Raw genomic sequence first — 24,153 nt, forward strand, 5'->3', positions numbered from 1 at the left:
AGCGCGGGACACCAGCTTACATCTGCTTTTATGATGCAAGTAGTCCTTCTTCCAGTGGTGGCACTCATGATCCGATTGATCCGCGCGCCAGACTTGCTCCTCGGCCAGCATTGGGCCAACCTGTTGCAGCAGGCGGGCATCGCCTGCCACGTGAGCGGCCGCTACCTGCAGGGGGCGGCGGGGGAGATCCCGGTCGACCAGTGCGGCCCCGACCTGTGGATCGAGAGCGAGGACGATCGCGCCGCCGCCATGCGTCTCATCGAGGGGTACGGCGCCGCGGCGCGCGACCTGCCGCACTGGTACTGCGATGCCTGCGGCGAATGGCTGGAGCCGCAGTTCTCTACCTGCTGGCAGTGCGGGGCCGCGCGTCCCGCCAAGGCCTCCGGCGGCTAGCCGTCGAGCGCGGCCTCGTCACGGCGGTCGGAGTCCGTTTCGCTCGATTCCGTCTTTCGGCGGGCCGCCGCCTTTCGTGGCAAGTCGTTCTCCAGCATATCGAGCAAACCGATGATCAGGGCCTGCATGCCTTGATCGAGTTCCGTTTCCATCTCTGATTCTTCAGCCGCGCGCGCGGCCTCCACGGCAGGTTCCCGGCCCGCGACGGAATACACGGTATCGGCTACCGCCATGCCGTGGAAGGCCACGGTCGCCAGCAGAATCCGGGACTGTTCCATCGAAATTCCGTACGCGCCGGCGATATGGCGCTGGTGTCCCTCGATTTTCGCGACCATGGCCGGCGTCGCCGCCAATCTGCGGATCACGTAGGGCGTTACGCCCGGGTGGGACTTCACGAACTCCCGCACCGACGCGGCGAACAGGGTCAGGTATTGCTTCAGCTCGCCGACGTCGTTGCTACAGGCTTGCGGGATCTGCCAGCGGCGGAAGATCTCGTCGGCCACCAGGCGCTTGAGCTCCTCGAGACCGGCCACGTGCTTGTAGAGCGCCATGTGGCTCACGCCCATGGCCGCCGCCAGGCCGACGAAGGTGATGTTGGGCAGGCCCAGCGCGATGCCGGCATCGGCGATCCGCTCGCGGGTGATGGTGGGAGGGCGTCCCCGCGTGGCGCGGCGCGCTGGCTGCTGCATGTCTGTTCCCGGTTCGTGATGTCGCGTACCCGGCACTTTAACCTGCCTGGCGAATATTTAGTTTGTAGTCATGAAACTAATTCGAGAATTTAGTTTATAGTAATGCAAATAATTATCACCAACGTCTTGGTATTTCGTTCATGAGTACTTCCGGAGCCGCGCCGGCCGCCCCTCGCCATGCCGGCCCGCTCAGTCTGGTGTTGACCCCCATCCGCGGGCAACTCATCGTCGCGTGCATGCTGGCCGCGGCGGGCGCCATGCTTACGCTGGCGCCACTGGCGGTCATCGCGCACATCGCGCGCATCGTTCTTGCCAGCGCCGGCAGCGCGGCCGACGCCTGGCCCGAGATCTGGCGGACCCTCGTCGTCGGCGTCGCCGCCATGTTCGCCGGCATGCTGTTGATTTCCGCCGGTGAATTGACGGTCCACCTGGCCGACAACCGCATCACCCATCGCCTTCGGCTGGCCGGCGCGCGGCGGCTGGCGCTGGCGCCGCTGGGCTGGTTCACGGGCAAGGCGTCCGGCGAGGTGAAGCAGGCACTGCAGGACGATATGGGAACCCTGCACAGTCTGACGGCGCACTTCTTCACGGCGGTGGCGCGCGCGGCCGGCGTCATCGGGGTCTCCGCCATCTACCTGTTCTGGCAGGACTGGCGCCTCGCCCTCGTGGTGCTGGCGCCGTTCTCCGGCTTCTTCCTGTTCCTGCGCCGGGCGATGAAGGCCAGCGGAACGAATATGCAGGCCTTCGTCGCCCAGCTTGGGCGCCTCAATGGCGCGACGGTCGAGTTCGTCAACGGGATCGCCGTGGCCAAGGCGTTCGGCGACCCCGGCCGGGCGCATCGCGGCTACCGCGAGGCGGTCGACGGATTCGCCGAGGCTTTCGCCGAGTTCACGCGTCCGCTGGTCGCGGCCATGGCCCATGCCCACGCAATGATTTCGCCGGTCACCGTGCTGGGCGTGGTGCTGGGGTTCGGCGCGCTGTTCGTGGGCCTGGAATGGATGGCGCCGGTGGACGTGCTGGCATTCGCCCTGGTGGCCCCGGGCATTTGCGGCCCGCTGCTGCTGCTGCACACGCTGGTGCACGACCTGGGCAGCGCCACGGGAGCCGCGCAGCGCGTGCTGGCGTTGCTGGAAACCCCGGTGCTGGAAGCGCCGGCGCCTGGACGCCAGCAGACGCCCACGGGGCATGAAGTCCGATTCGAGAACGTGAGCTACTCCTACGACGCCGGGCGCGCGGCCCTGTCGAATATCAGTTTCACCCTGGAGCCCGGCACCGTTACCGCCATCGTCGGCCCGTCCGGCGCGGGAAAATCCACGCTGGCGCGGCTGCTGCTCAGATTCTTCGATCCGGACGAGGGCCGCATCACGCTCGGCGGCGCCGACTTGCGCCAGATCGAAAGCGCGCAGCTCTACCGGCGGGTGGGCTTCGTACTGCAGGAAGTGCGCCTGATCCATGCCAGCGTGCGCGACAACATCGCGCTGGGCCGGCCCGGCGCAAGCCAGCATGAGATCGAGGCCGCCGCGCGCGCGGCCAACATCCATGAGCGCATCCTGGCCCTGCCGCGCGGCTATGACTCGGTGATCGGCGAGGACGCGCAGCTGTCCGGCGGCGAGCGGCAGCGCCTGAGCATCGCGCGCGCCGTGCTGCTGGACCCGCCCGTGCTGGTGCTGGACGAAGCCACGGCATCGGCCGACGCCGGCAACGAGGCGGCGATCCAGGCCGCGTTGTCGCGCTTCGCCCAGGGACGCACGCTGATGGTGATCGCGCACCGGCTGGACACGGTGATGCACGCCGACCGCATCCTCGTCCTGGACGACGGCGTCATCTCCGAGCAAGGCCGGCATGAGCATCTGCTGGCGCAGGGCGGCAGCTACGCGCGGCTTTGGAAGCTGGGCGGCCATGAAAACGCCGTGGCGCAGAAGGAGCCGTCATGCTGAAGTCCTTGATATCGTTGCTGGGCGGAAACGCCGCTGTCCTGCGCCGCTACGCCTGGCTGGCCGTTGCCTATGGCGTGCTGTGCGGCCTGACGATCGCCTGCGTCGCGCCGGCGCTCACCCACCTGCTGGGGGGAAATGCAGGGGCGGCCGCTCCGTGGCTGGCCGCGCTGCTGGCCGGGACGGGGCTGTGCTGGGCGCTGCGAGGCCGCGTCGAGCGCGCCGGCGTGCGCGTGGGCGTGGCCCTTCTGCAAGGCGGCCGCCACCGGCTCGGCGACCATGTGGCGCGCCTGCCCGTGGGCTGGTTCACGCCGCGGAACACGGCCCGCCTCGGGCATATCGTCACGCAGGGCATGATGTCCGTGGCCCAGCTTCCCGCGCACGTGTTCACGCCCGTCATCGCCGGCGTCACGACGCCCGTGGCGCTGGCGTTCGCCTTGTTCGCGCAGCATTGGGTTCTGGGCGCCATCGCCCTGGCGGCGCTGCCGCTGCTGGCGGGCGTCCTGCTGCTTACGGCGCGGCTGGCGCGGCGCGCCGACAACGCTTTTCACCAACACTTTGCCGACGCCAGCCAGCGGGTGGTGGAGTTCGCCCAGGCGCAATCGGTGCTGCGCGCCTTCAGCGCGGAGGGCGGCGCGATGCGCCACTTCGAGCAGGCCGTCGAACGGCAGCGCCGCTCGGGCGCGCGGCTGATCTGGCTGTCGGCGGGCGCAGCCGTCGTGAACGTCTGGGCCGTCCAGGCCGCCTTCGCCGCGTTGCTGATCGCGGCGGCCTGGTGGATCAACGCGTTGCTGGGCGGCGGCGCGGGGGCCGCGGAACTGGTGGCGGCCGTCGTCGCGATGCTGCTGGCAAGCCGTTACGTCGACGCGCTGCTGGAGGTGGCGGGCTATGGCGAGGTCCTGCGCGGCGCGCGCGCCCAGCTCGATGCGATAGCGGCATTGCTTGCGGTCGCTCCCCTGCCGGAGCCGGATGCGCCGCAGGCGCCCCGCGATGCGTCGGTCGAACTGCGCGATGTTCGTTTCCGCTATGCCCCGGACGAACCCTATGTGCTGGATGGCGTGAACCTGCGCGTCGAACCGGGCAGCATGATCGCCCTGATCGGCGAATCGGGCTCCGGCAAGACCACGCTGGCGCGGCTGATCGCGCGCTTTTTCGATGCGGACGAAGGCAGCGTGCGGGTCGGCGGCGTGGACGTGCGGCAGATCTCCAGCGCGCGGCTGGTCGGTCAGATCAGCCAGATTTTCCAGGACAACTATCTGTTCACCGGGACCATCGCCGACAACATCCGCGCCGGCAAACCCGCTTGCAGCGAAGCCGAACTCCTGCAGGCCGCGCGCCAGGCTGGCCTGGCCGAAATCGCCTCGCGCCTGCCGCAGGGCCTCGACACGCCCGTGGGCGAGGGCGGCGCAAGCCTGTCCGGCGGCGAGCGGCAGCGCGTCGCCATCGCGCGGGCGCTGCTCAGCGATGCGCCCATCCTGCTGGTGGACGAGGCCACCGCGGCCCTGGACGCGGAGAACCAGGCCGTCATCGCCGATACGTTGGCGCGCCTGCGCGGCAGGCGTACGCTGGTGGTGATCGCGCACCAGCTTTCCACGGTGGCGATGGCCGATCGCATCGCGGTGATGGAGCGCGGCCGGATCGTGGAAGAGGGCGCGCCCGCGGCGCTGCGCGAGAGCCAGGGGCGGTATGCGCGCTTCCTCAGCCAGCGGCAGGCCGCCAAGGGCTGGCGCATCGCCGGGGAGCGCGTTTGATGCGTGCAGGGCTGTCGGCGCTGTTCGTCGCGCTCTGCGGCATATCGCTGCTGGTCGGCGCCCGGCAGATGGCCTGGTCGCATCTGTTCTCGCTGTCCGGCGACGCGTGGCTGACGCTGACCGCGAGCCGGCTGCCGCGGCTGGCGGCGCTGGTGCTCACCGGCATCGGGCTGTCGGTCTGCGGGGTGATCCTGCAGCACATCGTCCGCAACAAATTCGTCGAACCGGCCACGTCGGGCGGGCTGGACGCCGCCAAGCTCGGCATCCTGGCGGCGATGACGCTGGCGCCGTCCACCGGAACGCCGGGGCGGATGCTGTTCGCCCTGGGCTTCTGCTTCGCGGCCAGCCTGGGCTTCGTGGCGATCGTGCGCCGCGTGAGATTCAAGAACACGATTCTCATCCCCGTCATCGGCCTGATGTACGGCGGCGTGCTGAGCGCGCTGGCGGAATTCCACGCCTATCGCCACAACATCCTGCAGAGCATGCAGGGCTGGCTGCTGGGCGACTTCTCCAGGATCGTGCAGGGCAACTACGAAGTCATCTACCTGATTCTGCCGGTCGTCGCGCTGGCCTATCTGTATGCCCACCGCTTCACCGTGGCCGGCATGGGCGAGGGCATGGCGTCCAGCCTGGGGCTGAACTATGCGGCCACCGTCGCGCTGGGCTTGATGCTGGTGGCGGTCACCGTGTCGGTCACCGTCATCACCGTGGGGGCGATTCCGTTCGTCGGGCTGGTCGTTCCCAATCTGGTCGCGCTCCATTATGGCGACAACCTCGGCCGGACCTTGCCCGTCGTGGCCCTGGCGGGGGCGTCGCTGCTGCTCTTGTGCGACATCCTCGGCCGCGTGCTGATGCATCCGTTCGAAGTGCCCATCGGCCTGACGGCCGGCGGCATCGGCGGAGCCCTGTTTCTCGGGCTCATCTTGTGGAAGCGCAGATGATGCGCGCCGTTTCCCTGAAAATGATCTGGCCCGCGGTCCTCGCGCTGGCGGCGGCTTTTCTGTTCTTCCGCTCCGGCCTGGACTTCGATTACGTCATCCCGAAGCGGCTCGGCCGGCTGGCGGCGATGATCATCGGCGGCGTCTGCATCGCGTGGTCGTCGATCGTGTTCCAGACGCTTACCGGCAATCGGATCCTCACGCCGGCCATCATGGGCTATGAGGCGGTCTACCTGTTCCTGCAGTCCCTGATGATCCTGACCATGGGAACGCAGAGCCTGGTGGCGCTGGGCGCGAACGGCAATTTTTTCCTGTCCGTGCTGCTGATGCTGGGCTACTCGTGGGCTCTCCATCGCTGGCTGTTCCGCCGCCGCGGCCAGAACGTGTACTTCCTGCTGCTGGTGGGGCTCGTGCTGACGATGGTGATCGGCACGTTCACGCAGTTCGTGCAGCTTAAAACCAGCCCCGGCGAGTTCTCGATTCTGCTCGGGTTCACCCAGGCGTCGTTCGGCCGGGCGGAGCCCGGGCTGCTGCTCGTGTCCGCCGCCGTCGTCGCGGCGGTGTGCCTGGCGGGCCAAAGACACCTGCCGACGCTGGACGTGATTTCGCTGGGGCGCGACCAGGCAATTTCGCTCGGGGTGGACCACTACCGCAGCGTCCGCCTGCATCTCGCATTGATCGCCGTGCTGGTCGCTGTCTCGACCAGCCTGCTCGGGCCCACCGCCTTCATGGGAATCTTCGTCGCCAATACCGCTTATGCGCTGGCGCGCACGCGCAGGCACCGGATCACCCTGCCCACGGGCTGCGCCATCGCCGTGGGCATCTTCATCCTGGCCCAGCTCGCGGTCGAGCATCTCTTCAACTACAAGACCACCGTCGGCATCCTGGTCAACCTGGTATGCGGCGGATGGTTTCTCGCGCTGATGGCGCGCACGCGGGGCACGGCATGATCACCACCCGACACCTCTCGAAAACCTACGGCGCGAAGTCCGTCCTGCGCGATGTGAACCTGCAGTTTCCCGCGGGCGCGCTGACTTCGCTTATCGGTCCGAACGGCGCGGGCAAGACCACGTTGCTGATGATGATCGCCCGGTTGCTGGAGCCGACCGGCGGCGACATCCTGCTGGATGGCGCCAGCGTCGCGGGCATGAGCAACGCGGAATACGCCAGGCGTGTCGCCACCTTGCGCCAGGCTCCGGAATTCAATCTGCGCCTGACGGTGGAAGAACTTGTCGCCTTCGGCCGCTTTCCCTACAGCCGCGGGGCACTGACGCCACTCGATCTGCGGGAGATCGACGAGGCCATCGCGTTTCTCTCGCTGGATCGCCTGCGAGGCTCGTATCTCGACGAACTGAGCGGCGGCCAGCGCCAGATGGCCTTCCTGGCCATGACCATCGCGCAGCAGACGGATTGCCTGCTGCTCGACGAACCGCTGAACAACCTCGACATCAGGCACGCCGTTCAGATCATGCGAGCGCTGCGCCGGCTGTGCGATGAGGAGGGCCGCACCGTGATTCTCGTGGTGCATGACATCAATTTCGCGGCCAGCTACTCCGATCACATCGTGGCGATGAAGCATGGCGCGGTGCATTGCGCCGGCCCGGTCCCCGAGGTGGTGACCGAGGACCGCCTGCGCGAGCTGTATGGACTGGATTTCGAGATCGCGCAGGGCGAACGGGGACGCCTGTGCAACTACTTCAATCCACCGGGAGAATTGACATGATCCTCACGCAAAGGCCGCGGGCGCTGGCCGTATCGCTCGCCCTATCGATGAGCGCGATGGCCGCGCTGCAGGGTTGCGGCCAGGAGGCCTCGGGGTCGACCCAGGCGCAGCCGCCGGCCGCCGCCGGCCAGCCGGCGTCCCCGGCCTACGCAAGCATCACGGTCCAGCACAAGCTGGGCACGACCGTCATCGAAAAGCTGCCGCAGCGCGTGGTCGCCCTGGATATGAACGAGGTCGACTTTCTGGACGAACTGGGCGTGCCGGTCGCCGGCATGCCGAAGGACTTCGTGCCGCACTTTCTTGCCCGCTACAAGAATGCGCAGGTGCAGGACATGGGCGCGATCGTCCAGCCCAACCTGGAGCGCGTGCATGCGGCCAAGCCGGACCTGATCCTGATCACGTCATTGCAGGCGAACCACTACAAAGAGCTGAGCCAGATCGCGCCGACCATCCATTTCGACGTGGATTATCGCGACAGCCAGGCCGATCACATCGAGATCGTCAAGAATCACCTCGTGACCCTGGGTCGGATCTTCCAGAAGGAAGGCCTCGCGCGCCAGCGGGCCGCCGAACTCGACGCCAAGGTCGAGCAGGCGAGAAACCTCATCCGCGGCCGGCCGGAGACGGCGCTGATCGTGCTGCACAACAACGGCGCGTTCAGTTCGTTCGGGACGCAGTCGCGCTATGGCTTCATCTTCAAGGCGCTGGGCGTCAAGCCCGCCAGCCCGTCGGCCGAGGCCGGCCTGCATGGCCAGCCGATATCCAGCGAATTCATCCAGCAGGCGAACCCCGGCATCGTCTATGTGGTCGATCGCAGCGCCGTGATGGAGCGCCGTCCGGTCATGGACGCCGAGACGCTGGGCAATCCGTTGCTGCGCCACACCGCCGCGTGGCGCAACGGCCGCGTGGTCTTTGCGGACGCGCAGGCGTGGTACGTCACGGCCGCCAGCGTGAAATCGCTCGAACTCATGATCGACGACGTGATGCAGGCCTACCGGAACTGATTCGTTCGACGCCGCGCGCGTCTTTGCCGGTCCAGATGTAAATGATTCCCAGTCGCCTGATGTTTCCAGGCGATCCAAGCTCAACCGAACGGAGCATTCCATGAGCAAACGTCGCCATAGCGGCCGCGTCGCACTGCCTTCGCCGCAAGCACGGCGGGCAGTCCCCGTACTTTTCTTCAACCGTCTCACCGCGGCCCTGTCCGGCCTGATGCTGGGCGCCGTCGCGCCGGCGACGCTGGCCCAGGAGGCCGCCGAGACCGGGGTGAAGACGCTTCCGGCGGTGACGGTCTCGGGGCAGGCCGAGGCGTCGGCGACGCCATACGCGGGCGGACAGGTCACGTATGGCGGCCGCGTGGGCTTTCTCGGCGACAAGGATTTCATGGAGACGCCGTTTTCCGTCATCAGCTATACGGAAAAATACATCGAGGACCTGCAGGCCAGGGACATCACCGACGTAATCGCCAGGACCGATCCGTCGGTTTTCACCAATGGCGTGGCGGGCGCATGGAGCGAGGCCTACTCGATACGCGGCTTCAACGCCAGCACGACGGATACGTCGTTCAATGGGCTGTTCGGCATGGCCCCGTACTACCGGACCATGCCCGACATGTTCGAACGCATCGAGGTCCTGAAGGGGCCGTCCGCCCTGCTGAACGGCATGCCTCCCGGGGGCTCGGTGGGCGGGACCGTCAACCTGGTGCCCAAGCGCGCCGGCGTGGAGCCGCTGACGCGCCTGAGCGCGACCTATATGTCGGACGCGCAGTTCGGCGGACACGTGGACCTGGGCCGGCGCTTCGGCGAGAACCAGCAGTTCGGCCTGCGCTTTAACGGCGTGTACCGGAATGGAGACGGCCCCATCGACCATCAAAAGAGACGCGCGCAGTTGGCGGCGCTGGGGCTGGACTGGCGCGGCGAGCGCGTGCGCGTTTCCGCCGACCTGTACGACAGCGATGAGCGCATAGACGGCGTGACGCGCGGCATCAACCTGGCGCCCGGCATCGGCGTGCCCAGGCCGCCCAAGGCCGACACCCTGCTGAATCCAAACTGGGGTTACGCGAAGAACCAGGACAGGGGGGCCATGATCCGCGGCGAGTTCGACGTCGGCGACAACCTGATGGCCTACGCGGCGATCGGCACCAGCAGAACGGAGTACACCTACAGCGGCGCCATGTCGGCGCAGGCGTTCAACGACGCGGGCGACTTGCGCACTTCGATGGGCCAGTTGAACATGAACCTGAAAAAGACGTCGGGCGAAGCCGGGTTGCGCGGCAAGCTGCAGACCGGCGCGATCGGGCACCAGTGGGTTCTAAACGCCACGTACTACTCTGACGACCAGCGGGACTATGGCCGCCGCTCGGTGCCCGGGGCGGATTGGGTCACCAATATCTATGACCCGGACTGGGGGCCGGCTCCCGCCGGCTTCTGGCCGCCGATATTGCGCAGCAAGACGCGCCTGGTCAGCTACGGCCTGGCCGACACCCTGTCCTTCGCCGAAGACCGCGTGCAGCTCACCCTGGGCGTGCGTCGGCAGGAAGTCCGCAGCGATACCCTGAATCCGACGACCGGGGCGTTGACCGGCCGCTATGACGCGGGCGCCAACTCGCCGGCCGCCGCGCTGCTGATCAGGGCGACGGACAATGTCTCCTTCTACGCGAACTATATCGAGGGCCTGAGCAAGGGCCAGACCGCGCCGATAACCGCCGCCAATGCGGGGCAGCTCTTTCCGCCGTACAAGACCAAGCAGAAGGAAGTCGGCCTCAAGGTCGACCTGGGCGACTTCACCCATACGCTGGCGCTGTTCGAGATAAACAGGCCGAACAGCTATGTGGACCCCGTCACCAGCGTATTTTCGTTCGGCGGCAAACAACGCAATCAAGGCGTGGAATGGGGCTTCCTCGGCGAGCCGATGCCGGGCGTGCGCCTCATGGGCGGCGTCGCGTACATCGACGCCAAGGTCACGAAAGCCGCTATTGCCGCCAACGAAGGCAGGCAGGCCACAGGCATTCCCAGGCTTCAGGGCAAGCTGGGCGTGGAGTGGGACGTGCCGGCGGTGCAGGGCCTGACATTGACGGCCAATGCGACGTCCGTGTCCAAGCAATACATCAGCGCCGACAATTCCCTGTCGGTCGCCGGGCACACGACCTACGACGTGGGCGCGCGTTACGCGACCAGGGTGGCCGACCATCCCGTCACGCTGCGAGCCAGCATTACCAATCTGACGAACAGGGCCTATTGGGCGATGCCTCAGCTGTCGAGCCTGGCGCTCGGCGCGCCGCGCACGTTCATGCTGTCCGCTTCAATGGACTTTTGAAGCCGGTTGCGCCTGAGCGGGCCCGGAACGCGTTTGTGTCTTCCTGCGCTTCGTCCACCAGCGCCAGAAACTGCTTCAGCTCGCGGCTATCGTCGTTCGACTTCGTGTTGAACGCGCTGGACCAGGGCAAGGACCCTCAGGTCGTGCATCGTCTCCGGGCATCGGCGGCGGCGTGAACGCCGGCGGGAGTCACAGCCCGCCGCGCACGTCCATCAGGCAGCCCGTGACGTAGGCGGCGGCGGGCGAGGCCAGCCATAGCACGGCCTCGGCCACCTCGGCCGCCGTACCCATCCTGCCCATGGGAATGGCGCCGACCAGCGCGTCCAGCGCCTGCGGTGTGCGCTGCCGGTGTATGTCCGTGTCGATCACGCCGGGCCGCACCGCGTTCACGCGTATGCCTTCGGCCGCGACCTCCTTGGCCAGGCCTATGGTCAGCGTATCCACGGCGCCCTTGGAGGCGGCGTAGTGCACCCAGGCGCCGGGCGCACCCAGCACGGAAGCGCCTGAAGAGATGTTGACGATGGCCCCGCCCGCGCCGCCCTTGCGCAGGGACATGCGCCGTACGGCCTCGCGCGCGGCCACGAAGGCGCCGAATACGTTCACTTGCAGGACCTGGGCCAGCGTCTCGCCGCGCAGGTCGGCCACGCGCGAGACGCCGCCGGTTACGCCGGCGTTGTTGACCAGCACCGCCAGGCGGCCCAGCGCATCGATGCGCTGGAATGCCTCGCACAGCGCGGCCTCGTCGCCGACGTCGGCCTGCAGCGCCCAGGCGCGGCCGCCGCCGTCCGCGATTTCCCGGACCAGGCGCTCGGCGGCATCGCCGGCGTGCCGGTACAGCATGACCACGGAATGCGTGCGCGCGGCCTGCCGCGCGATCTGCGCGCCGATGCCGCGGCTGGCGCCGGTGATGACGAACAGGTCTTGCCGTTGAGGGGATACTGCGGCCATGATGGACTCCATATGCGGGCGGGACGCCGCGGGTTATGCTTGCCGCGCGGCCGCGCCCGGCGAGACGGCGATGCAAGCGAAAAAACAGAGGGGACGCCGATGGACATCAACAGGCTGGATCTGAATCTCCTGAAAATTTTCGATTCCGTGTATCGGCTGAGAAACCTCACCGAGGTGGCCAAAGAGGTCAACCTCAGCCAGCCGGCGGTCAGCCACGCGCTGGGCCGCTTGCGCGAGGCCCTGTCCGACAGGCTGTTCGTGCGCACGCCCGGCGGGCTTGAACCGACCGCGCGCTGCGAGCGGCTGGCCCCGCCGGTGCGGGCGGCGCTTGAAACGATCAAGGACTCCCTGATCGATTCGTCGAATTTCCGGCCCGAGGACTGCACCCGGGAATTCCGCCTGCTGCTTTCCGACGTGGGCGAGATGCTGCTTGCGCCGGCGCTGATGAGCCGGCTGCGCGAGGACGCGCCACAGGTCAAGCTGGCGATCTTCCAGGCGCCGCGCGCGCTGTACGAGCGGATGCTGCGGGACCGCGAAGTGGACATCGCGGTCGGGCACCTCAACATGCAGCGGCAGACGCTGCGCAAGCAGTCCCTGTTCCAGGACGGCTGCGTGGTGCTGCGGCGCAAGCAGCCCGGACGCCGCAAGGCCCTGACCCGCGAAGCGTTCGAGCAGAGCTACCACGCGATGATCATGCCGCCGGACGATCCGGTGGAGGATGGCCTGGCCGATCTGAACGTGTCGCGCAAGATCATGCTGCGCATCCCCAATTATTTCGCCTTGCCGGAAGTCATCGGCAGCTCCGATCTGCTGGCTACCGTGCCCTCGCGCATCGGCCGCCACCTCGGTAGCCGGGCCTCGCTGGAGATCCACCCGGTGCCGTTTCCGGCGCCCGTGTTCGACGTGCAGATGTACTGGCACATGCGCCATGACGACGACCCGGCGCACACCTGGCTGCGCGGCATATTCCTGGACCTGTTCCAGTCGCCGCGCTATGAAGCCGCGCCATAGGCATCGCCGCCGCTAACGGGCGCCGCGGCCGGCATCTGTTTGAAGCGCCTCGCCAGCTCGCGGCCCGATTGCGCCAGCAGCGTGGTGTCCACGCCGACGGCGACGAACTGCGCGCCGGCCGCCAGGTAGACGCGCGCCACCTCGGGGTTGGCCATCAGCACGCCGGCCGCGCGGCCGGCGGCGCGTACGCGCGCGATGCCGTCCAGGATCGCCCGGCGCACCTCGGGGTGGTCGGCCTGGCCGCGGTAGCCCATGGACGCGGACAGGTCGGCCGGGCCGAAGAACACGCCGTCCACGCCCGGCACGTCGGCGATGCGGTCGAGGTTCTCCAGGGCCTGCGTGGTCTCGGCCTGCACCAGCAGGCACATCTGCGCGTCGGCCTGGTTCGCGTAGTCCGGCACCTGGTTCCAGCGCGAAGCGCGCGCCAGCGCGGCGCCCATGCCGCGCACGCCGTCCGGCGGATAGCGCATGGCGCGGACCATGCATTCGGCCTGTTCCGCCGTGTCTATCATGGGCACCAGCAGGGTCTGCGCGCCGACGTCCAGGTACTGCTTGACCAGCGCCGTGTCGCCGCGCACCGGCCGCACCACGGGGTGGACGGGATACGGCGCGACGGCGCGCAGCTGGTCCAGCACGGTCCGCACGTCGTTGGGCGCATGTTCGGCGTCCAGCAGCAGCCAGTCGAAGCCGCAGCCGGCCAGCAGTTCGGCGGCGTTGGCGTCGGCCAGGCCGACCCACAAGCCGATGCGGGATTCGCCGGCGCGCAATGCGTCGCGAAAGGTGTTGCGCGGTATCTGCATCGAGGTTCTCCTGGGCTTCAGCCGGCCTGGCGCGGGCCGACGTAGCCTTTCTGGCCGGCCTCCGAGCCCAGGTTCAGGATCGGGCCGTCCATGCGTTCCTGCCAGATCAGCGACTCCATGCCGATGTGCAGGGGATGATCCTGGATCGTCAGCACGTGGGCGCCATGGCCGTCGTAGTAATGGGCATGCTCGGACCATGCAGGGCCGGACAGCAGCAGGTCGCCGGCCTCCCAGTGGATGGTCTCGTCGTCGACCACGCTCTTGCCCCGTCCGGCGAAGTGGTAGTTGATCGCGACGGAACTGTGCTTGTGGCCGCGCGTCACGGGCCGGGACGGCACGCCTTCGGGAATCGAGAACAGGGTGGCGAAGAAGGAGTGCGTGGTGCCGTTGCGGCGCTCGGTGGCCGGGTTGTAGAGCAGGATGATGTTGCGCAGGCCGTCGCCGCGCTCGCGCGAGAGCAGCGGCGCGGCCGCTTCCCAGGGCCAGACCAGCGGACGGTTTTCCACCACCTCGATATCGGTCAGGAACTCATAGCCGCGCAGGCGCGCGCCTTCGGGCGAGATCTGGATGTCCGGCGCATTGGCGCGGTTGATGTTCACGTTCACGCCCGCCGTCGAGGCGACGGCCTTGGCGTCCCAGCCGGCCTGCGCATAGTCCGACCAGTGCACGCCCAGCTTGCGCAGCAGCGGCGCGTTCGAGTAGACCAGGCGCACCCACAGCTCCTTGCCCGTGTTCCTGAAGCTGTAGGGCTGCATGGACGGGATCGAGGCGACGTCCCACTGGCCCGAGGCCAGGGTTTCGTTGCCGACCAGGATCTCGCCCGAGCCCCGAACGCCGAAGTGGATCTGGTTGGAGTTGCGCAGCATGGGGCGCGTCTGCTCGCCGGGCCTGAGCACTTCGATGGTGACGTCCACGCCCGGCGCGAAGCCCTGGGTGCCGTCCGCGCATTCGGGGTGGACGATGGCGGCGGCGCGCCGTCCGTCATGGGGCGCCGGCTCGTCGGCCAGGCGCTGGATCTCGGCTTCGATGGCGGCGCGCGGCACCAGCACCGGCGCCCAGTGGGTGATGGGGACCGGCGCGGCGCCGCTGACGTTCACCAGACGATAATTGGTCTCGGACATTCGATTCTCCGCTGTACAGATGGAATTTCTGGATAGGCCGGTTCAAGCCAGCCGGAAGCTGATGGCGCCCAGCGGGCCGTAGTCCACGTGGAAGCCGTCGCCGCGCGCGCCCGCCACCGGGCGCGTGAACGAGCCGGCAAGCACCACCTCGCCTGCTTCCAGGCCCTCGTCCCATTGGGCCAGGCGGTTCGCCAGCCAGGCCACGCCGTGGGCGGGGTGGTCCAGCACCGCCGCGGCCAGGCCGGATTCTTCGATGACGCCGTTGCGGTAGAGCAGCGCGCCGGTCCAGCGCAGGTCGACCGCGTCGGCGCGCACCGGCCTGCCGCCCAGCACGACGCCGGCGTTGGCGGCGTTGTCCGAGATGGTGTCGGTGACGCGGCGGATCGCGCGCGTTTCGCGATCGAACTGTTCGATGCGCGCGTCGATGATTTCCACCGCCGGCGTGACGAACTCGGTGGCCCGCAGCACGTCGAACAGGGTCACGCCGGGCCCCCGCAGCGGGCGGGCGAGAATAAAGGCCAGTTCGACCTCGATGCGCGGCGCGATGAACGTTTCGAAGGCGATGTCGCGGCCGCTGTCGAAGAACATCGAATCGAACAGCGTGCCGTAGTCCGGCTCGTCGATCTGGCTGGCCTGCTGCATGGCGCGCGAGGTCAGCCCGATCTTGTGCCCGCGCACCTGCTGGCCGCGCGCGCGTTTCAGGCCGCACCAGGCGCGCGCGATCGCATAGCCGTCGGCCACGGTCATGTCCGGAAAGCGGCGCGAGAAGTGGCGCACCTGCGTGCGGGTCCGCTCGGCCTGGTCCAGTTCGGCGGCAAGGGCGGCAATCTGGGCATCGGTCAGCATCATGCGGCGCTCCTGGACCAGCGGATCGGCGCGGCCGCGGTCAGCGGCACGGTCCGCGGCGCACCGTCGGCGGCCGAGGCGCGCCGATAGGCCAGCGCGGCGATGGCGAGGTCGGACAGCCCCATGCCCATGGCCTTGAACAGCGTGATGTCGCCGCCGCCTCCGGGGGGCAGGCCGCCGCGCTTGATGACGTCGGACAGGGACTGCACCTCGGGCCATTGCGCCGCCTGCGCGCCATAGCGTTCGCGCAGTTCGCGCGAGCCGCGGCGGGCGTTGTCCAGGTCGTCCACCACCACGGCACGGGCGCGGTCGAACACGTCGGGGAAGAATTCGGCATTGGCCGGCAGGATGGCGCCCACGGCGTTCAGGTGCGCATGCGGGGCCAGCAGGTCCGCCCCGAAAAAAGGCTCGGCGGCGCGGGTCACCAGCGTGACCAGCGAGGCGCCGTCGGCGGCCGCTTCCAGGCTGTCCGCCGCCGTCACTTCGGCCTGGGGCAGTTCGGCGCGCACGCGCTCGGCGAAGGCCTGGCGGCGCCCGGCGTCGCGGCTCCAGACGCGTACGCGGCGCAAGGGCCGCACGGCGTCGATGGCGCAGACCTGGGCAATGGCCTGCCTGCCGGCGCCCACGATGGCCAGATCGTCGGCCGCGGCCGGGGCCAGCCAGCGGGTGCCCAGCGCGGTCATGGCCGCGGTGCGGATCTGGCCCAGCGTGTTCGCCTCCATCATGGCCAGCAGGCTGCCGTCGTTGCTGTCGAACAGCGCGAACACGGCCTTGGCGCCATCGGGCGTGTGCACCCAGGTCTTGAACCCGCACACGCCCAGGCGCGGCGAGGCGGAGGCCAGTGCGTGCATTGCGCCGCCGTTGCCCAGGGAACCCAGCGCCTTGGGCACGTTGAAGGCGGCGCCGTCTGCGATCTCGATCAGATTGCGTTCCAGCGCGTCGATGGCGTCGTCCATGGGCACGAGCCCGGCGACTTCGGCTTCGGTCAGCCAGAGAGCGGCATTTTTCATCGTAGTCATCTCAAGTAGGGGAATGGGGGGCGGCCGGCGGCAGGTGCGGCTGGCTGGATTTGCGCGCGATGCGCCATGCCCGGCCGTCGTGGACCAGCCGGTCTTCGCAGCGGCGCACCCCGGCGGGCGCGAACGGCTGCGCACCGTCCTGGTCCAGGCGCGCTTCGCAGGCCATCAGGTAGAACCGCACGGTGGCCTGGTCGGCGGCATGCAGCGTGACGACCGGGTTGCACACGGCATGGAAGGTGCGGCGTTGCGGCGAGCGCTGTTCCAGCGCCGCGCCGATGGTGGCCTGGCCCGTGAGGGCGCTGCCTTGCCGTTCCCATACGCCGTCCTTGGCGAACAGGGCCAGCGCGCGGGCGTGGTCGTGCATGTCCAGCGCATCGAAGAACTCGTACACCACCTTCAGACAATCGAGCTGCTGCGCCGCGGTCATGCCCGATCCTCCTGGCGCGCGCCGTGGCGCAACACGCCCACGCCTGTCACCTCGACCTCGAAGCGGTCGCCGGGACGCAGGTAGCGGGGCGGCTTGCGCGTCATGCCCACGCCTTCGGGTGTGCCGGTGGCGATGATGTCGCCCGCGCGCAGCGTGGTGAAGGCGCTCAGGTAGGAGACCAGCACCGGAATGGAGAAGATCAGGTCGTCCAGACCGCCGTTCTGCACTTCGTCGCCGTTCAGGCGGCCGATGACGCGCACCTCGCGCGGATCTTTCAGCGCATCGGCCGGCACGATCCACGGGCCCAGTGCGCCGGAGCGTTCGAAATTCTTGCCCGGCGTGGCCTGGCGGTTGTGCATCTGGAAGTCGCGCACGGAGTTTTCGGCCATGCAGGTGTAGCCGCCCACGTACTCCATGGCGCGCTCCACGGGGACGTGGCGCGCGGTCTTGCCGATCACCACCGCCAGCTCGGCCTCGTAGTCCAGTTGTTCGGAGTTCATCGGGCACACGACTTCGTCGCCGTGGCCGACGAACGAGTCCGCGTAGCGCGGAAACACCGAGGGATACGAGCCCGGGCCGCGGTCCATTTCCTGCGCGTGCCTGCCGTAGTTCAGGCCGGCGCAGATGATCTTGGCGCCGGGCAGCACGGGAGGCAGCCAGCGTACGTCGGTGTGCGGCAGCGCGGTGCGTCCGGCGGCGGACGCCGCGGCGGCCAGCGCCTCGGCGTAGTCGTGGGCGCCGGGCAGGAGTTCGACGGATTGCTCGCCGACGATGCCCCAGACGGCGCGGCCATCGTGTTCCAGCCTTGCGATTTTCATGGTTGTTGCCTCCTGTACGGAAAACGGTTCTGTCGGGAATGCTCCGCCCTGGACGCGGGCGTAAGCCTGCGCCGGATGGGCATGACCGGGGAAAGCGGAGACCGCCCCGGCGGGGCGGCTCGGCTATGGCGCCTCAGGCGCGGGCCGCCTGGTGCGGATCGGGATAGCGGTAGGCGCCGATAGTCAGGATGGCGAGCGCGCAGGCGGCGCATACGATGCCGGCGGTCACCATCACGATGTCGTAACTGTTGAACCGGTCGAAGGCCAGGCCGTACAGGGCGGGGCCGAACATCGTTCCCAGGCAGAACAGTGAAATCAGCACGCCGTAGATGGCGCCGAAATTCTTGAGTCCGAAGTAGCGCTTCACGAAGAAGGGAACCAGGTCGCCCTCGGCGCCGATGAGCATGCCGGTCAGCATCGCGCCCAGCGCAAGCTGCATGTAGGGCGTGTCGTGCGTGGCGGTGCCCAGCAGGGCCACGCCCACACCACCAAGCAGGAACACCGCGCTGGCCAGCACCCGAGCCTGGATAAGGTCCAGCAGCACGCCGACCAGGAAGCGTCCCATCGTCAGGCCGATCGCGGAGAAAGCGGCTCCGGCCGCCGCCATCTCCGGCGATATGCCGTTGTCCGAGAGCAGCGCCGGCACGTGCACGATGCTGCCCAGGCCCACGGCCGCGATCAGCGCCACGCACAGGCCGATCAGCCAGAAGCGCGGGTTGGTGAAGGCGGTCTTGGGCGCGTCGCCCGTCAGGCCGTCTGCCGGTTTCGCGCCGGCTGTCTGCGCCTGGGCCGGAATGCGCCGCAGCATGGAATGGGCGATGAAGCCGATGACGGCCGCGACGGCTGCCAGCAGCAGGTATGCCGTCTGCCAGTCGTAATGGCGGATCATCCAGCCTGTGAATAGCGGCGCGAGCGCCGCGCCGATCCCGGCGCCAATCGAGGCGATGCCGAAGGCCAGCCCGACGCGGCGTTCGAAGGCGTAGGCCAGAATGGGCAGATAGCCGACCGGCGACGTGGCCACGCCGAGCAGGCCCAGCAGGAAGGTCTTGATGCCCAGCGCCGTCGTGGTCAGCGGGCCGGCGGCCAGCAGCAGCAGGCCCAACACGAAACAGATGATGGAAACGCCGATGACGCGCTGATAGCCATAACGGTCCATCAGCCTGCCGGCCACCGGCGAACTGGCGGCCAGGCCCAGCGAAGCCAGCGCCATGCAGCTCGCGGCCGTGCCGCGTCCCACGTCCAGCGACTGCGCGATAGGCAGTAGAAACACGCCGGTGGTGCCGGCGAACAGGGCGGTGTAGCCGCCCGCGAGGCCCAGCGACGTCGCGGCGACCAGGGCGACGCTGCGCCGGTTCTGCACGCGCTGGGCCGCAACGTCGGCCGCGCCGCGCCCCGCATAGTTCCCGATAGAACTGTCCACGTATGTCTCCTTGCTGTTTTGACCTTGGCTATTCTGGGATAGCGTGGTGGCCAATTTAGCCGAGCGCATTACGTGAAAAAACTGAAACTTCTGCATCGGCAATATGCACCGGATGAATAGTGCTTGCCGCGATGAAAACCGGCCTACCGGCGTGGGGGATGCGAACCCTGATGAATGCCTTCGGCGGCCGCCGCCCGAGTTTAAACTGTCCCCCAAAGCCTGGAAACGAAGGGTTGGCGCGATGGCGCGCGGCCGGGCCTATTGAAGAGGACTGTCCAGTTGAAGAACATTCGGGGCTATTGGTTTGGCATCGCGGTTTCCTTGCTCCTGGCGGGCCTGGTGGCCTTCCTGGGCGTGGTGGCCGTGTCCAGCGACAACCTGGGCTGGGGCATGGCGGCGTTGCTCAGCTATGGCGTGTTGTTCGGCGGTCCCCTGGCGCTGGTGCTGGCGCTGACCTGGATCGTGTACATGGTGCGCGGCCGGGGCCATGTGCCCGGGCGCGTGCACGCGCTGCTTTTCCTGCCGACGCTGCTGGCGCTCCTGATCGTGCCGGTCGGCGACGCCATCGAGCAGGGCCGGCGCGACCGCTTCAGCGAGGCGCATCCCGCGATCGCCGAGACGCACGTGAATCTGAGCGGGGACACGGTCTGGCTGGATATGCGCCAGGCTTCGACGTCGATGGGCGCCTCGCCGTACCTGGAGCCGGCCTCGGCCGGGAACCGGGCGTTTTCCAGTTTCCGCCGTTATCCGGGGCCGTCCTCCGGCGCGGCGTTTCCGTATGAGGGCTCGCGCCTGAAGCAGACAGTCGAGCGCTACCAATACGCCGACGCGGACGGCAAGCGCGCTGCCTCGCTGCCGCTGCGCCGCCTGCCGTATCCGCAACTGGACAAGCTGCTGCCCGCGTACGGATACGGCGAGGCCGGGCTGCTGGTGTACCAGTACTACCACTATGCCGACCATGTCGAGGTGGCGCCGACCCTGGCGCGCTTTTCGGGCATGACCGAGGACCGGATGGCGGCGGCTCGCATTCCGGGCCTGGCGATCGTCGGGATGGAGAACTACACGCCCGAGACCATCGCCCGGGTGGAGATCAATGGCCTGGCCTACGACATGGGGCCGTATGCCGCGCGCAGCCTGTTGTCGCAGCCATGCGACCCGGGGCGCGGCGGCAGCCCGGTGCTGCTCGACCTGGAGCAGCCGCTGCGCGTGCGCTGGCAGACCCAGGAAGCGCCGCAGGCCTGGCGCGAGGCGGCGGTGTCGGTGCCGGCCTTCGGCGCCGCCGGCAGGAACGATCCGGACGGCGGCCTGACCCGCGTGCTTCTTTATTTCCTGCCCGACGGGGCCGTGGCCGCCGAGCGCTACAAGGAAATCCGAGCCGGCGGCAAAGACCTGGCGATCCGCGCCACGGGCATGCCCGCGGCGGTGCAGCCGTATTCGGCTTGCGGGGGCGCGTATGCTGGCTACAACCCGCAGACGGTGAGGCTGCTGGCCAATTGAGTGGGCAGCGGCCGGCCCAAAGGCAGCGCAAGGGCAGGCGTAGCCCGACGCTGCGCCTGCCTTTGCCGCGCCGCTTCAAAACGCCCACGACACCGACACATCCGCCCCGACGTCCTGCTGGCCCGGGCTGAACAGCCGGGTCGCCACGCTGGCGCGCACCGCGACGTTGGGCTGCGGCGCGAAATCCAGGCCGGCGCGCAGGCCCATGGCGTCCGGCGCGCCGACGGCGATCCGCTGCCCGAAGGCGATGCCGGGCGAGGCCGCGAAGCGGGCCTGTTGTGTGGCGTAGCGGGAGAGCCATTCATGCTCCCAGGTGACGGCCATGTAGCCTTGCAGGCGCCGGGCGTTTTTCAGCTGCCAGTCGCTGCGCGCCATGAGGCCCAGGCTGCTTTGCAGGCTGTCGGCCTTGAGCGAGGACAGGTTCAGCCTGCTGGCCGCGGGACCCGATTCGTCCACGCCCGGGCGATAGGCGTGCACGTAGTCCAGGCCCAGCACGGGACCGACGGAAACGGCCCGGTTCAGCGGCCAGGCGTAGGCGGTGGCCAGGCCGGCGTTGAAGCTGGCGCCGTTCCAGTCGCTATCGTGGCTGGCCTGGTAGTCGGAGAAGCCGACGCCGCGTTTCATCCTGCCCTGTTCGGCGCCCGCCCTGGCGTAGGCGGCGAAATGCAGGCGCGGATCTTGCGCGGCCTGGTAGCGCGTGTGCACGCCCAGCTGGAAGGCCGTGCTGGAACCCTTGCCGTTGTGGGGCGAGCGGCTGGTGCTGTCGAGTTCGGAGATGCTGAGGTTCAGGCCGTAGGTCCAGTCCTGGCGCGTGTTGTGTTCGAGCCCGACGAGCACGCCGGTTTCGCTGGTGCGATGGCTGGCTAGGCCCTCGCGACGGTCCTGCGTGGCGTGGTATCCGTAGGGCTGCACGAAGGCCTGCCAGCCGGACGGGCGCGTGGCCGGCAAGGCGGTGAACAGGCCGCGCGTGCCCAGCAACGCGCCCACGCGGTGGTCGCGCTGGATGGCGTCGGCCGTCACCGCGCCATAGGCACCGGGGCCGAGCTGTTCCAGCGCGGTGGCGACGTCGGCGCCGTCCATGCGGGAGAAGTCCAGCGAGCGGTACAGGCCGCGCAGGGGCAGCTGTTGTCCGGAGGAGGCCTGGCCCAGGGCCCGGCCCAGCGCCGCGCCGTTGCCGGAGCGGGCGAATTGCGAGTAGGCGTCGCTGCCGCGCATGACTGACCAGGCGTAGCCTTGCGGCGAGCCGGCGTCGTCGCGGGTGTCGACCAGCAGCGTGGGCGACGCGATGCTGGCGACCAGCACGTCGAAATCGCCTTCCTGGCGCGCGGGCTGGAACAGCTCGGCGGAGCGGACCGTCCAGCCGTCGGCGTACCAGTCGGGCTGCAAGGCCACGTGCAGTTCGCCCGCGACGGAGGCCAGGCCGCTGACGGTAAGCGTGTCGCGCCCGCCGCTGGCGTTGGTTTCCAGCACCAGCCGGCCGGTGGATTCCTGCACGTAGTTGCCGGCGATGGCGATGCTGCCGAACGAGTTGCCGGGGCTGAGCGTGCCGCGGTTGCGGAACGCGCCGGCGTCGTTCATGGTGTAGCGGCTGTTGCCGGACAGCGTGGCGCCCGGCGCGATGTCCAGCGAATAAAGCCGGTGTTCGCCGTTCAGGGAAGTCTGGCCGCCGACGAGCCCGACGCGCAGGTTGCGGATGCCCTGGATATTGCCGTCGTAGCGGAACGTGAAGCCGGCGTCCGGCGCGTCCAGCGCGCGGCCCTGCGGGTCGGCCTGCCTGCCGAAGTTGAGCGAGGTCAGGCGTTGTCGGCCCTGTTCGTCGACGCGCCCGTACAGGGAAACGATGTCGCCCTGGATGGAGGCGCCGCGCAGCACGTTGATTTCGCCGACCAGGGCGTTGTCGGACATGTAGATGGCGGCGCGGCGGCCGGCGACCGATCCGCTGATGTCGACCCGCCTGGCCAGCGGGCCTTCCAGTTCGGGCAGCAGGGGCAGCGGCCCGTCCTCGGTTTCGCGGATGTAGGAGCCGCGGTATTCCGACGCCGAGCCCATGCTGTTGTTGCCGAAGTCGAAGGCCAGCGCGATGCCGTCGCGGCCCAGCGCCTGCACGTCGCCGCGCTGGATCAGCACCTGGTCCCTGCCGTAGCTGAACATGATGCCGCGCCCGTTCCAGCCGTTGCCGTGCACGCGGACGCCGGGCGCGATGGCCAGCGTGTTGGCGCTGCCGTCCACGCGGATGCCGGCGCCGCCGTCGCCGGCGCTGAGCAGGTCGGCCGACTGGGTCACGCGGTTGCGTTCGCCGTAGATGTGCAGGCCCAGGCCGAGCGTGGCGGTGTTGTACGCGCCGGGAACGTACGCGGTGCCGGCCGCGTTGCGGGCGGCGTAGGGGTTGCGGTTGTCCAGCGTCAGGCCGTCGCCGTAGATCGAGAACCCGAAGAAGTTGCGGCGGTCCAGCTGCAGCCCCATGTCCTGCATGGCGGCCAGTTCGGCCTCCATGAAGTTCGTGTAGTTGCGGTAGTCCTGGTGGCTCATCAGGCTGTTGCGCAGCTCGATGTGGCTCATGTAGTCCTCGTCCAGTACGCCGGCCGACAGCATGCGCACCGGCAGGCCCGGCATGGCGCCGGCCAGCACGTCGTCGACGTGCCGGCCCGAGAAATACCCCTGGTCCTTGCGCACGTCGAAGGCGTCGGCGCTGTAGGGGTGGTCGCACTGGCTGCACATGATGGCCTGGCCCGCGCGCGCCGGGTTGCCATTGTCGTCGCGCAGGTGCTCGGACCATTGGTTCAGGCGCTCGCCGAAACGCGGCGTGGGCGAGCCTTCGAGGTCGTCCTGCACGCCGCTGTGGATGCCCAGGGCATGCCCGAGCTCATGGAACATGACGCCGGAGAAATCGAGCCGGGACGGGTCGCGCGGCAGCTGCGAAGGCACGTGTTCCAGCTCGTCGAAGTCGAGGCGGCCCACGGCGATGTTGGCATGGCCGTTGGGTTCGGGGCCGCCGTCGCGCGCCATGGCGGCAAGCAGCCTGGTCGTGAGCGTATCGCGGCCGGCGACCGGCGCGTCGGGGCTCATCGCGCCGGCGTTGGCTTCGTCGTAGGTGCCGATGTGCAGGACCGGCGGCACGTGGCCGGGCCGCAGCGTGACGATCTCGGCCCACAACTCCAGGCCGGAGACGATCTTGCGTTTCTGTTCGGGCGACAGCGTGAAGGTGGAGTATTCGCCCGGGCCTTCGTCGAATACGGCGAAGGGGCCGTCGCCCGGCCCGAAGAAGCGGGCTTCGAAGGCGGTCTGCCCGTTCTTGTTCTTGATGGGAACGATGTCGAGCGCGTGGCCGGACAGCGGCAGGGCGGCGATCGAGGCGGCAAGCAGGGGGCGGGTGAATCTGGATGTGCGGGACATAAGCGGAATCGGACAGGAAGGCGAAAGCCGGGCGTCGCCGGCGCGTAGGTCGAGCAGGCGGGACGAGTCTAGGCCGGATGAAAAGCGGGCCGTTAGCACGTCCATCCCAA

General features: G+C 68.7%; 21 protein-coding genes. 11 read left to right on the top strand and 10 right to left on the bottom strand.

Going from position 1 to position 24,153, the window contains the following annotated elements; translation table 11 throughout:
- Positions 1-66: 66 nt before the first annotated feature.
- Positions 67-393 (top strand): putative signal transducing protein, encoded by a 327-nt coding sequence (locus tag AC1M14_RS04560; RefSeq protein WP_111826319.1) that lies wholly within the window; start codon positions 67-69, stop codon positions 391-393.
- Here AC1M14_RS04560 and AC1M14_RS04565 read toward each other — a convergent pair.
- Positions 390-1,082, bottom strand: a complete 693-nt coding sequence (locus AC1M14_RS04565; RefSeq protein ID WP_479731088.1) for a TetR/AcrR family transcriptional regulator — start codon at positions 1,080-1,082, stop codon at positions 390-392. The two genes, AC1M14_RS04560 and AC1M14_RS04565, sit on opposite strands and share 4 nt — an antisense overlap.
- A gap of 140 nt (positions 1,083-1,222) precedes the next feature.
- Between AC1M14_RS04565 and AC1M14_RS04570 the strand changes: the two genes are divergently transcribed.
- From AC1M14_RS04570 to AC1M14_RS04605, 8 genes are all read left to right on the top strand, one after another.
- Positions 1,223-3,019: an ABC transporter ATP-binding protein gene (locus AC1M14_RS04570; RefSeq protein WP_479731089.1), complete on the top strand. Its 1,797-nt coding sequence runs from the start codon at positions 1,223-1,225 to the stop codon at positions 3,017-3,019.
- The gene (locus AC1M14_RS04575; protein ID WP_479731090.1) at positions 3,013-4,767 is read left to right on the top strand and encodes an ABC transporter ATP-binding protein; all 1,755 of its coding nucleotides are present in this window, start codon (positions 3,013-3,015) and stop codon (positions 4,765-4,767) included. Before AC1M14_RS04570 ends, AC1M14_RS04575 begins: the two co-directional genes overlap by 7 nt.
- Positions 4,767-5,708 carry an ABC transporter permease gene (locus tag AC1M14_RS04580; RefSeq protein ID WP_111825794.1) on the top strand — a complete coding sequence of 314 codons (942 nt, stop codon included), beginning with the start codon at positions 4,767-4,769 and terminating at the stop codon, positions 5,706-5,708. Before AC1M14_RS04575 ends, AC1M14_RS04580 begins: the two co-directional genes overlap by 1 nt.
- On the top strand, positions 5,708-6,655 hold the full coding sequence (locus tag AC1M14_RS04585; protein WP_479731780.1) for an iron chelate uptake ABC transporter family permease subunit: 948 nt from the start codon (positions 5,708-5,710) through the stop codon (positions 6,653-6,655). Before AC1M14_RS04580 ends, AC1M14_RS04585 begins: the two co-directional genes overlap by 1 nt.
- A complete protein-coding gene (locus AC1M14_RS04590; RefSeq protein ID WP_479731091.1) occupies positions 6,652-7,428 on the top strand; it encodes an iron ABC transporter ATP-binding protein in 777 nt (258 codons plus the stop codon). Before AC1M14_RS04585 ends, AC1M14_RS04590 begins: the two co-directional genes overlap by 4 nt.
- Positions 7,425-8,432, top strand: coding sequence for a siderophore ABC transporter substrate-binding protein (locus tag AC1M14_RS04595; protein WP_102773905.1), 1,008 nt, complete (start codon positions 7,425-7,427; stop codon positions 8,430-8,432). Before AC1M14_RS04590 ends, AC1M14_RS04595 begins: the two co-directional genes overlap by 4 nt.
- A gap of 100 nt (positions 8,433-8,532) precedes the next feature.
- Positions 8,533-10,743 (top strand): TonB-dependent receptor, encoded by a 2,211-nt coding sequence (locus tag AC1M14_RS04600; RefSeq protein ID WP_479731092.1) that lies wholly within the window; start codon positions 8,533-8,535, stop codon positions 10,741-10,743.
- A gap of 35 nt (positions 10,744-10,778) precedes the next feature.
- Positions 10,779-10,919: a hypothetical protein gene (locus tag AC1M14_RS04605; protein WP_479731093.1), complete on the top strand. Its 141-nt coding sequence runs from the start codon at positions 10,779-10,781 to the stop codon at positions 10,917-10,919.
- A gap of 13 nt (positions 10,920-10,932) precedes the next feature.
- On the opposite strand, the gene AC1M14_RS04610 is transcribed toward AC1M14_RS04605, so the two are convergent.
- Positions 10,933-11,691 carry an SDR family oxidoreductase gene (locus AC1M14_RS04610; RefSeq protein ID WP_479731094.1) on the bottom strand — a complete coding sequence of 253 codons (759 nt, stop codon included), beginning with the start codon at positions 11,689-11,691 and terminating at the stop codon, positions 10,933-10,935.
- 99 nt (positions 11,692-11,790) lie between these two features.
- Between AC1M14_RS04610 and AC1M14_RS04615 the strand changes: the two genes are divergently transcribed.
- Positions 11,791-12,702: a LysR family transcriptional regulator gene (locus AC1M14_RS04615; RefSeq protein ID WP_479731095.1), complete on the top strand. Its 912-nt coding sequence runs from the start codon at positions 11,791-11,793 to the stop codon at positions 12,700-12,702.
- Here AC1M14_RS04615 and hpaI read toward each other — a convergent pair.
- From hpaI to AC1M14_RS04650, 7 genes are all read right to left on the bottom strand, one after another.
- Complete coding sequence (gene hpaI / locus AC1M14_RS04620) at positions 12,684-13,502, bottom strand: 4-hydroxy-2-oxoheptanedioate aldolase (RefSeq protein WP_479731096.1); 819 nt, start codon at positions 13,500-13,502, stop codon at positions 12,684-12,686. The two genes, AC1M14_RS04615 and hpaI, sit on opposite strands and share 19 nt — an antisense overlap.
- A gap of 17 nt (positions 13,503-13,519) precedes the next feature.
- The gene (locus AC1M14_RS04625; RefSeq protein WP_479731097.1) at positions 13,520-14,623 is read right to left on the bottom strand and encodes a cupin domain-containing protein; all 1,104 of its coding nucleotides are present in this window, start codon (positions 14,621-14,623) and stop codon (positions 13,520-13,522) included.
- Between the two features lie 42 nt (positions 14,624-14,665).
- A complete protein-coding gene (gene hpaH / locus AC1M14_RS04630) occupies positions 14,666-15,469 on the bottom strand; it encodes a 2-oxo-hept-4-ene-1,7-dioate hydratase (protein WP_479731781.1) in 804 nt (267 codons plus the stop codon).
- Entirely contained in the window at positions 15,469-16,479 is a 1,011-nt protein-coding gene (locus AC1M14_RS04635; protein ID WP_479731098.1) for an ornithine cyclodeaminase family protein, read from the bottom strand. Before AC1M14_RS04635 ends, hpaH begins: the two co-directional genes overlap by 1 nt.
- 10 nt (positions 16,480-16,489) lie before the next feature.
- The gene (locus AC1M14_RS04640; protein ID WP_479731099.1) at positions 16,490-16,915 is read right to left on the bottom strand and encodes a nuclear transport factor 2 family protein; all 426 of its coding nucleotides are present in this window, start codon (positions 16,913-16,915) and stop codon (positions 16,490-16,492) included.
- A complete protein-coding gene (locus tag AC1M14_RS04645) occupies positions 16,912-17,733 on the bottom strand; it encodes a fumarylacetoacetate hydrolase family protein (protein WP_479731100.1) in 822 nt (273 codons plus the stop codon). Before AC1M14_RS04645 ends, AC1M14_RS04640 begins: the two co-directional genes overlap by 4 nt.
- 133 nt (positions 17,734-17,866) lie before the next feature.
- Entirely contained in the window at positions 17,867-19,153 is a 1,287-nt protein-coding gene (locus tag AC1M14_RS04650) for an MFS transporter (RefSeq protein ID WP_479731101.1), read from the bottom strand.
- A gap of 279 nt (positions 19,154-19,432) precedes the next feature.
- Between AC1M14_RS04650 and AC1M14_RS04655 the strand changes: the two genes are divergently transcribed.
- Positions 19,433-20,650 carry a hypothetical protein gene (locus AC1M14_RS04655; protein ID WP_479731102.1) on the top strand — a complete coding sequence of 406 codons (1,218 nt, stop codon included), beginning with the start codon at positions 19,433-19,435 and terminating at the stop codon, positions 20,648-20,650.
- A gap of 75 nt (positions 20,651-20,725) precedes the next feature.
- Here AC1M14_RS04655 and AC1M14_RS04660 read toward each other — a convergent pair whose 3' ends face one another.
- Complete coding sequence (locus tag AC1M14_RS04660) at positions 20,726-24,043, bottom strand: autotransporter outer membrane beta-barrel domain-containing protein (RefSeq protein ID WP_479731103.1); 3,318 nt, start codon at positions 24,041-24,043, stop codon at positions 20,726-20,728.
- Positions 24,044-24,153 lie beyond the last annotated feature (110 nt).

This window comes from Achromobacter sp. SX5 (assembly GCF_056711425.1).

What these genes read in the sequence shown, in the direction of transcription:
- AC1M14_RS04560 (WP_111826319.1), top strand. Translation starts at nt 67, where the DNA reads ATGATCCGATTGATCCGCGCGCCAGACTTGCTCCTCGGCCAGCATTGG.
- AC1M14_RS04565 (WP_479731088.1), bottom strand. Translation starts at nt 1,082, where the DNA reads ATGCAGCAGCCAGCGCGCCGCGCCACGCGGGGACGCCCTCCCACCATC.
- AC1M14_RS04570 (WP_479731089.1), top strand. Translation starts at nt 1,223, where the DNA reads ATGAGTACTTCCGGAGCCGCGCCGGCCGCCCCTCGCCATGCCGGCCCG.
- AC1M14_RS04575 (WP_479731090.1), top strand. Translation starts at nt 3,013, where the DNA reads ATGCTGAAGTCCTTGATATCGTTGCTGGGCGGAAACGCCGCTGTCCTG.
- AC1M14_RS04580 (WP_111825794.1), top strand. Translation starts at nt 4,767, where the DNA reads ATGCGTGCAGGGCTGTCGGCGCTGTTCGTCGCGCTCTGCGGCATATCG.
- AC1M14_RS04585 (WP_479731780.1), top strand. Translation starts at nt 5,708, where the DNA reads ATGCGCGCCGTTTCCCTGAAAATGATCTGGCCCGCGGTCCTCGCGCTG.
- AC1M14_RS04590 (WP_479731091.1), top strand. Translation starts at nt 6,652, where the DNA reads ATGATCACCACCCGACACCTCTCGAAAACCTACGGCGCGAAGTCCGTC.
- AC1M14_RS04595 (WP_102773905.1), top strand. Translation starts at nt 7,425, where the DNA reads ATGATCCTCACGCAAAGGCCGCGGGCGCTGGCCGTATCGCTCGCCCTA.
- AC1M14_RS04600 (WP_479731092.1), top strand. Translation starts at nt 8,533, where the DNA reads ATGAGCAAACGTCGCCATAGCGGCCGCGTCGCACTGCCTTCGCCGCAA.
- AC1M14_RS04610 (WP_479731094.1), bottom strand. Translation starts at nt 11,691, where the DNA reads ATGGCCGCAGTATCCCCTCAACGGCAAGACCTGTTCGTCATCACCGGC.
- AC1M14_RS04615 (WP_479731095.1), top strand. Translation starts at nt 11,791, where the DNA reads ATGGACATCAACAGGCTGGATCTGAATCTCCTGAAAATTTTCGATTCC.
- hpaI (WP_479731096.1), bottom strand. Translation starts at nt 13,502, where the DNA reads ATGCAGATACCGCGCAACACCTTTCGCGACGCATTGCGCGCCGGCGAA.
- AC1M14_RS04625 (WP_479731097.1), bottom strand. Translation starts at nt 14,623, where the DNA reads ATGTCCGAGACCAATTATCGTCTGGTGAACGTCAGCGGCGCCGCGCCG.
- hpaH (WP_479731781.1), bottom strand. Translation starts at nt 15,469, where the DNA reads ATGCTGACCGATGCCCAGATTGCCGCCCTTGCCGCCGAACTGGACCAG.
- AC1M14_RS04635 (WP_479731098.1), bottom strand. Translation starts at nt 16,479, where the DNA reads ATGAAAAATGCCGCTCTCTGGCTGACCGAAGCCGAAGTCGCCGGGCTC.
- AC1M14_RS04640 (WP_479731099.1), bottom strand. Translation starts at nt 16,915, where the DNA reads ATGACCGCGGCGCAGCAGCTCGATTGTCTGAAGGTGGTGTACGAGTTC.
- AC1M14_RS04645 (WP_479731100.1), bottom strand. Translation starts at nt 17,733, where the DNA reads ATGAAAATCGCAAGGCTGGAACACGATGGCCGCGCCGTCTGGGGCATC.
- AC1M14_RS04660 (WP_479731103.1), bottom strand. Translation starts at nt 24,043, where the DNA reads ATGTCCCGCACATCCAGATTCACCCGCCCCCTGCTTGCCGCCTCGATC.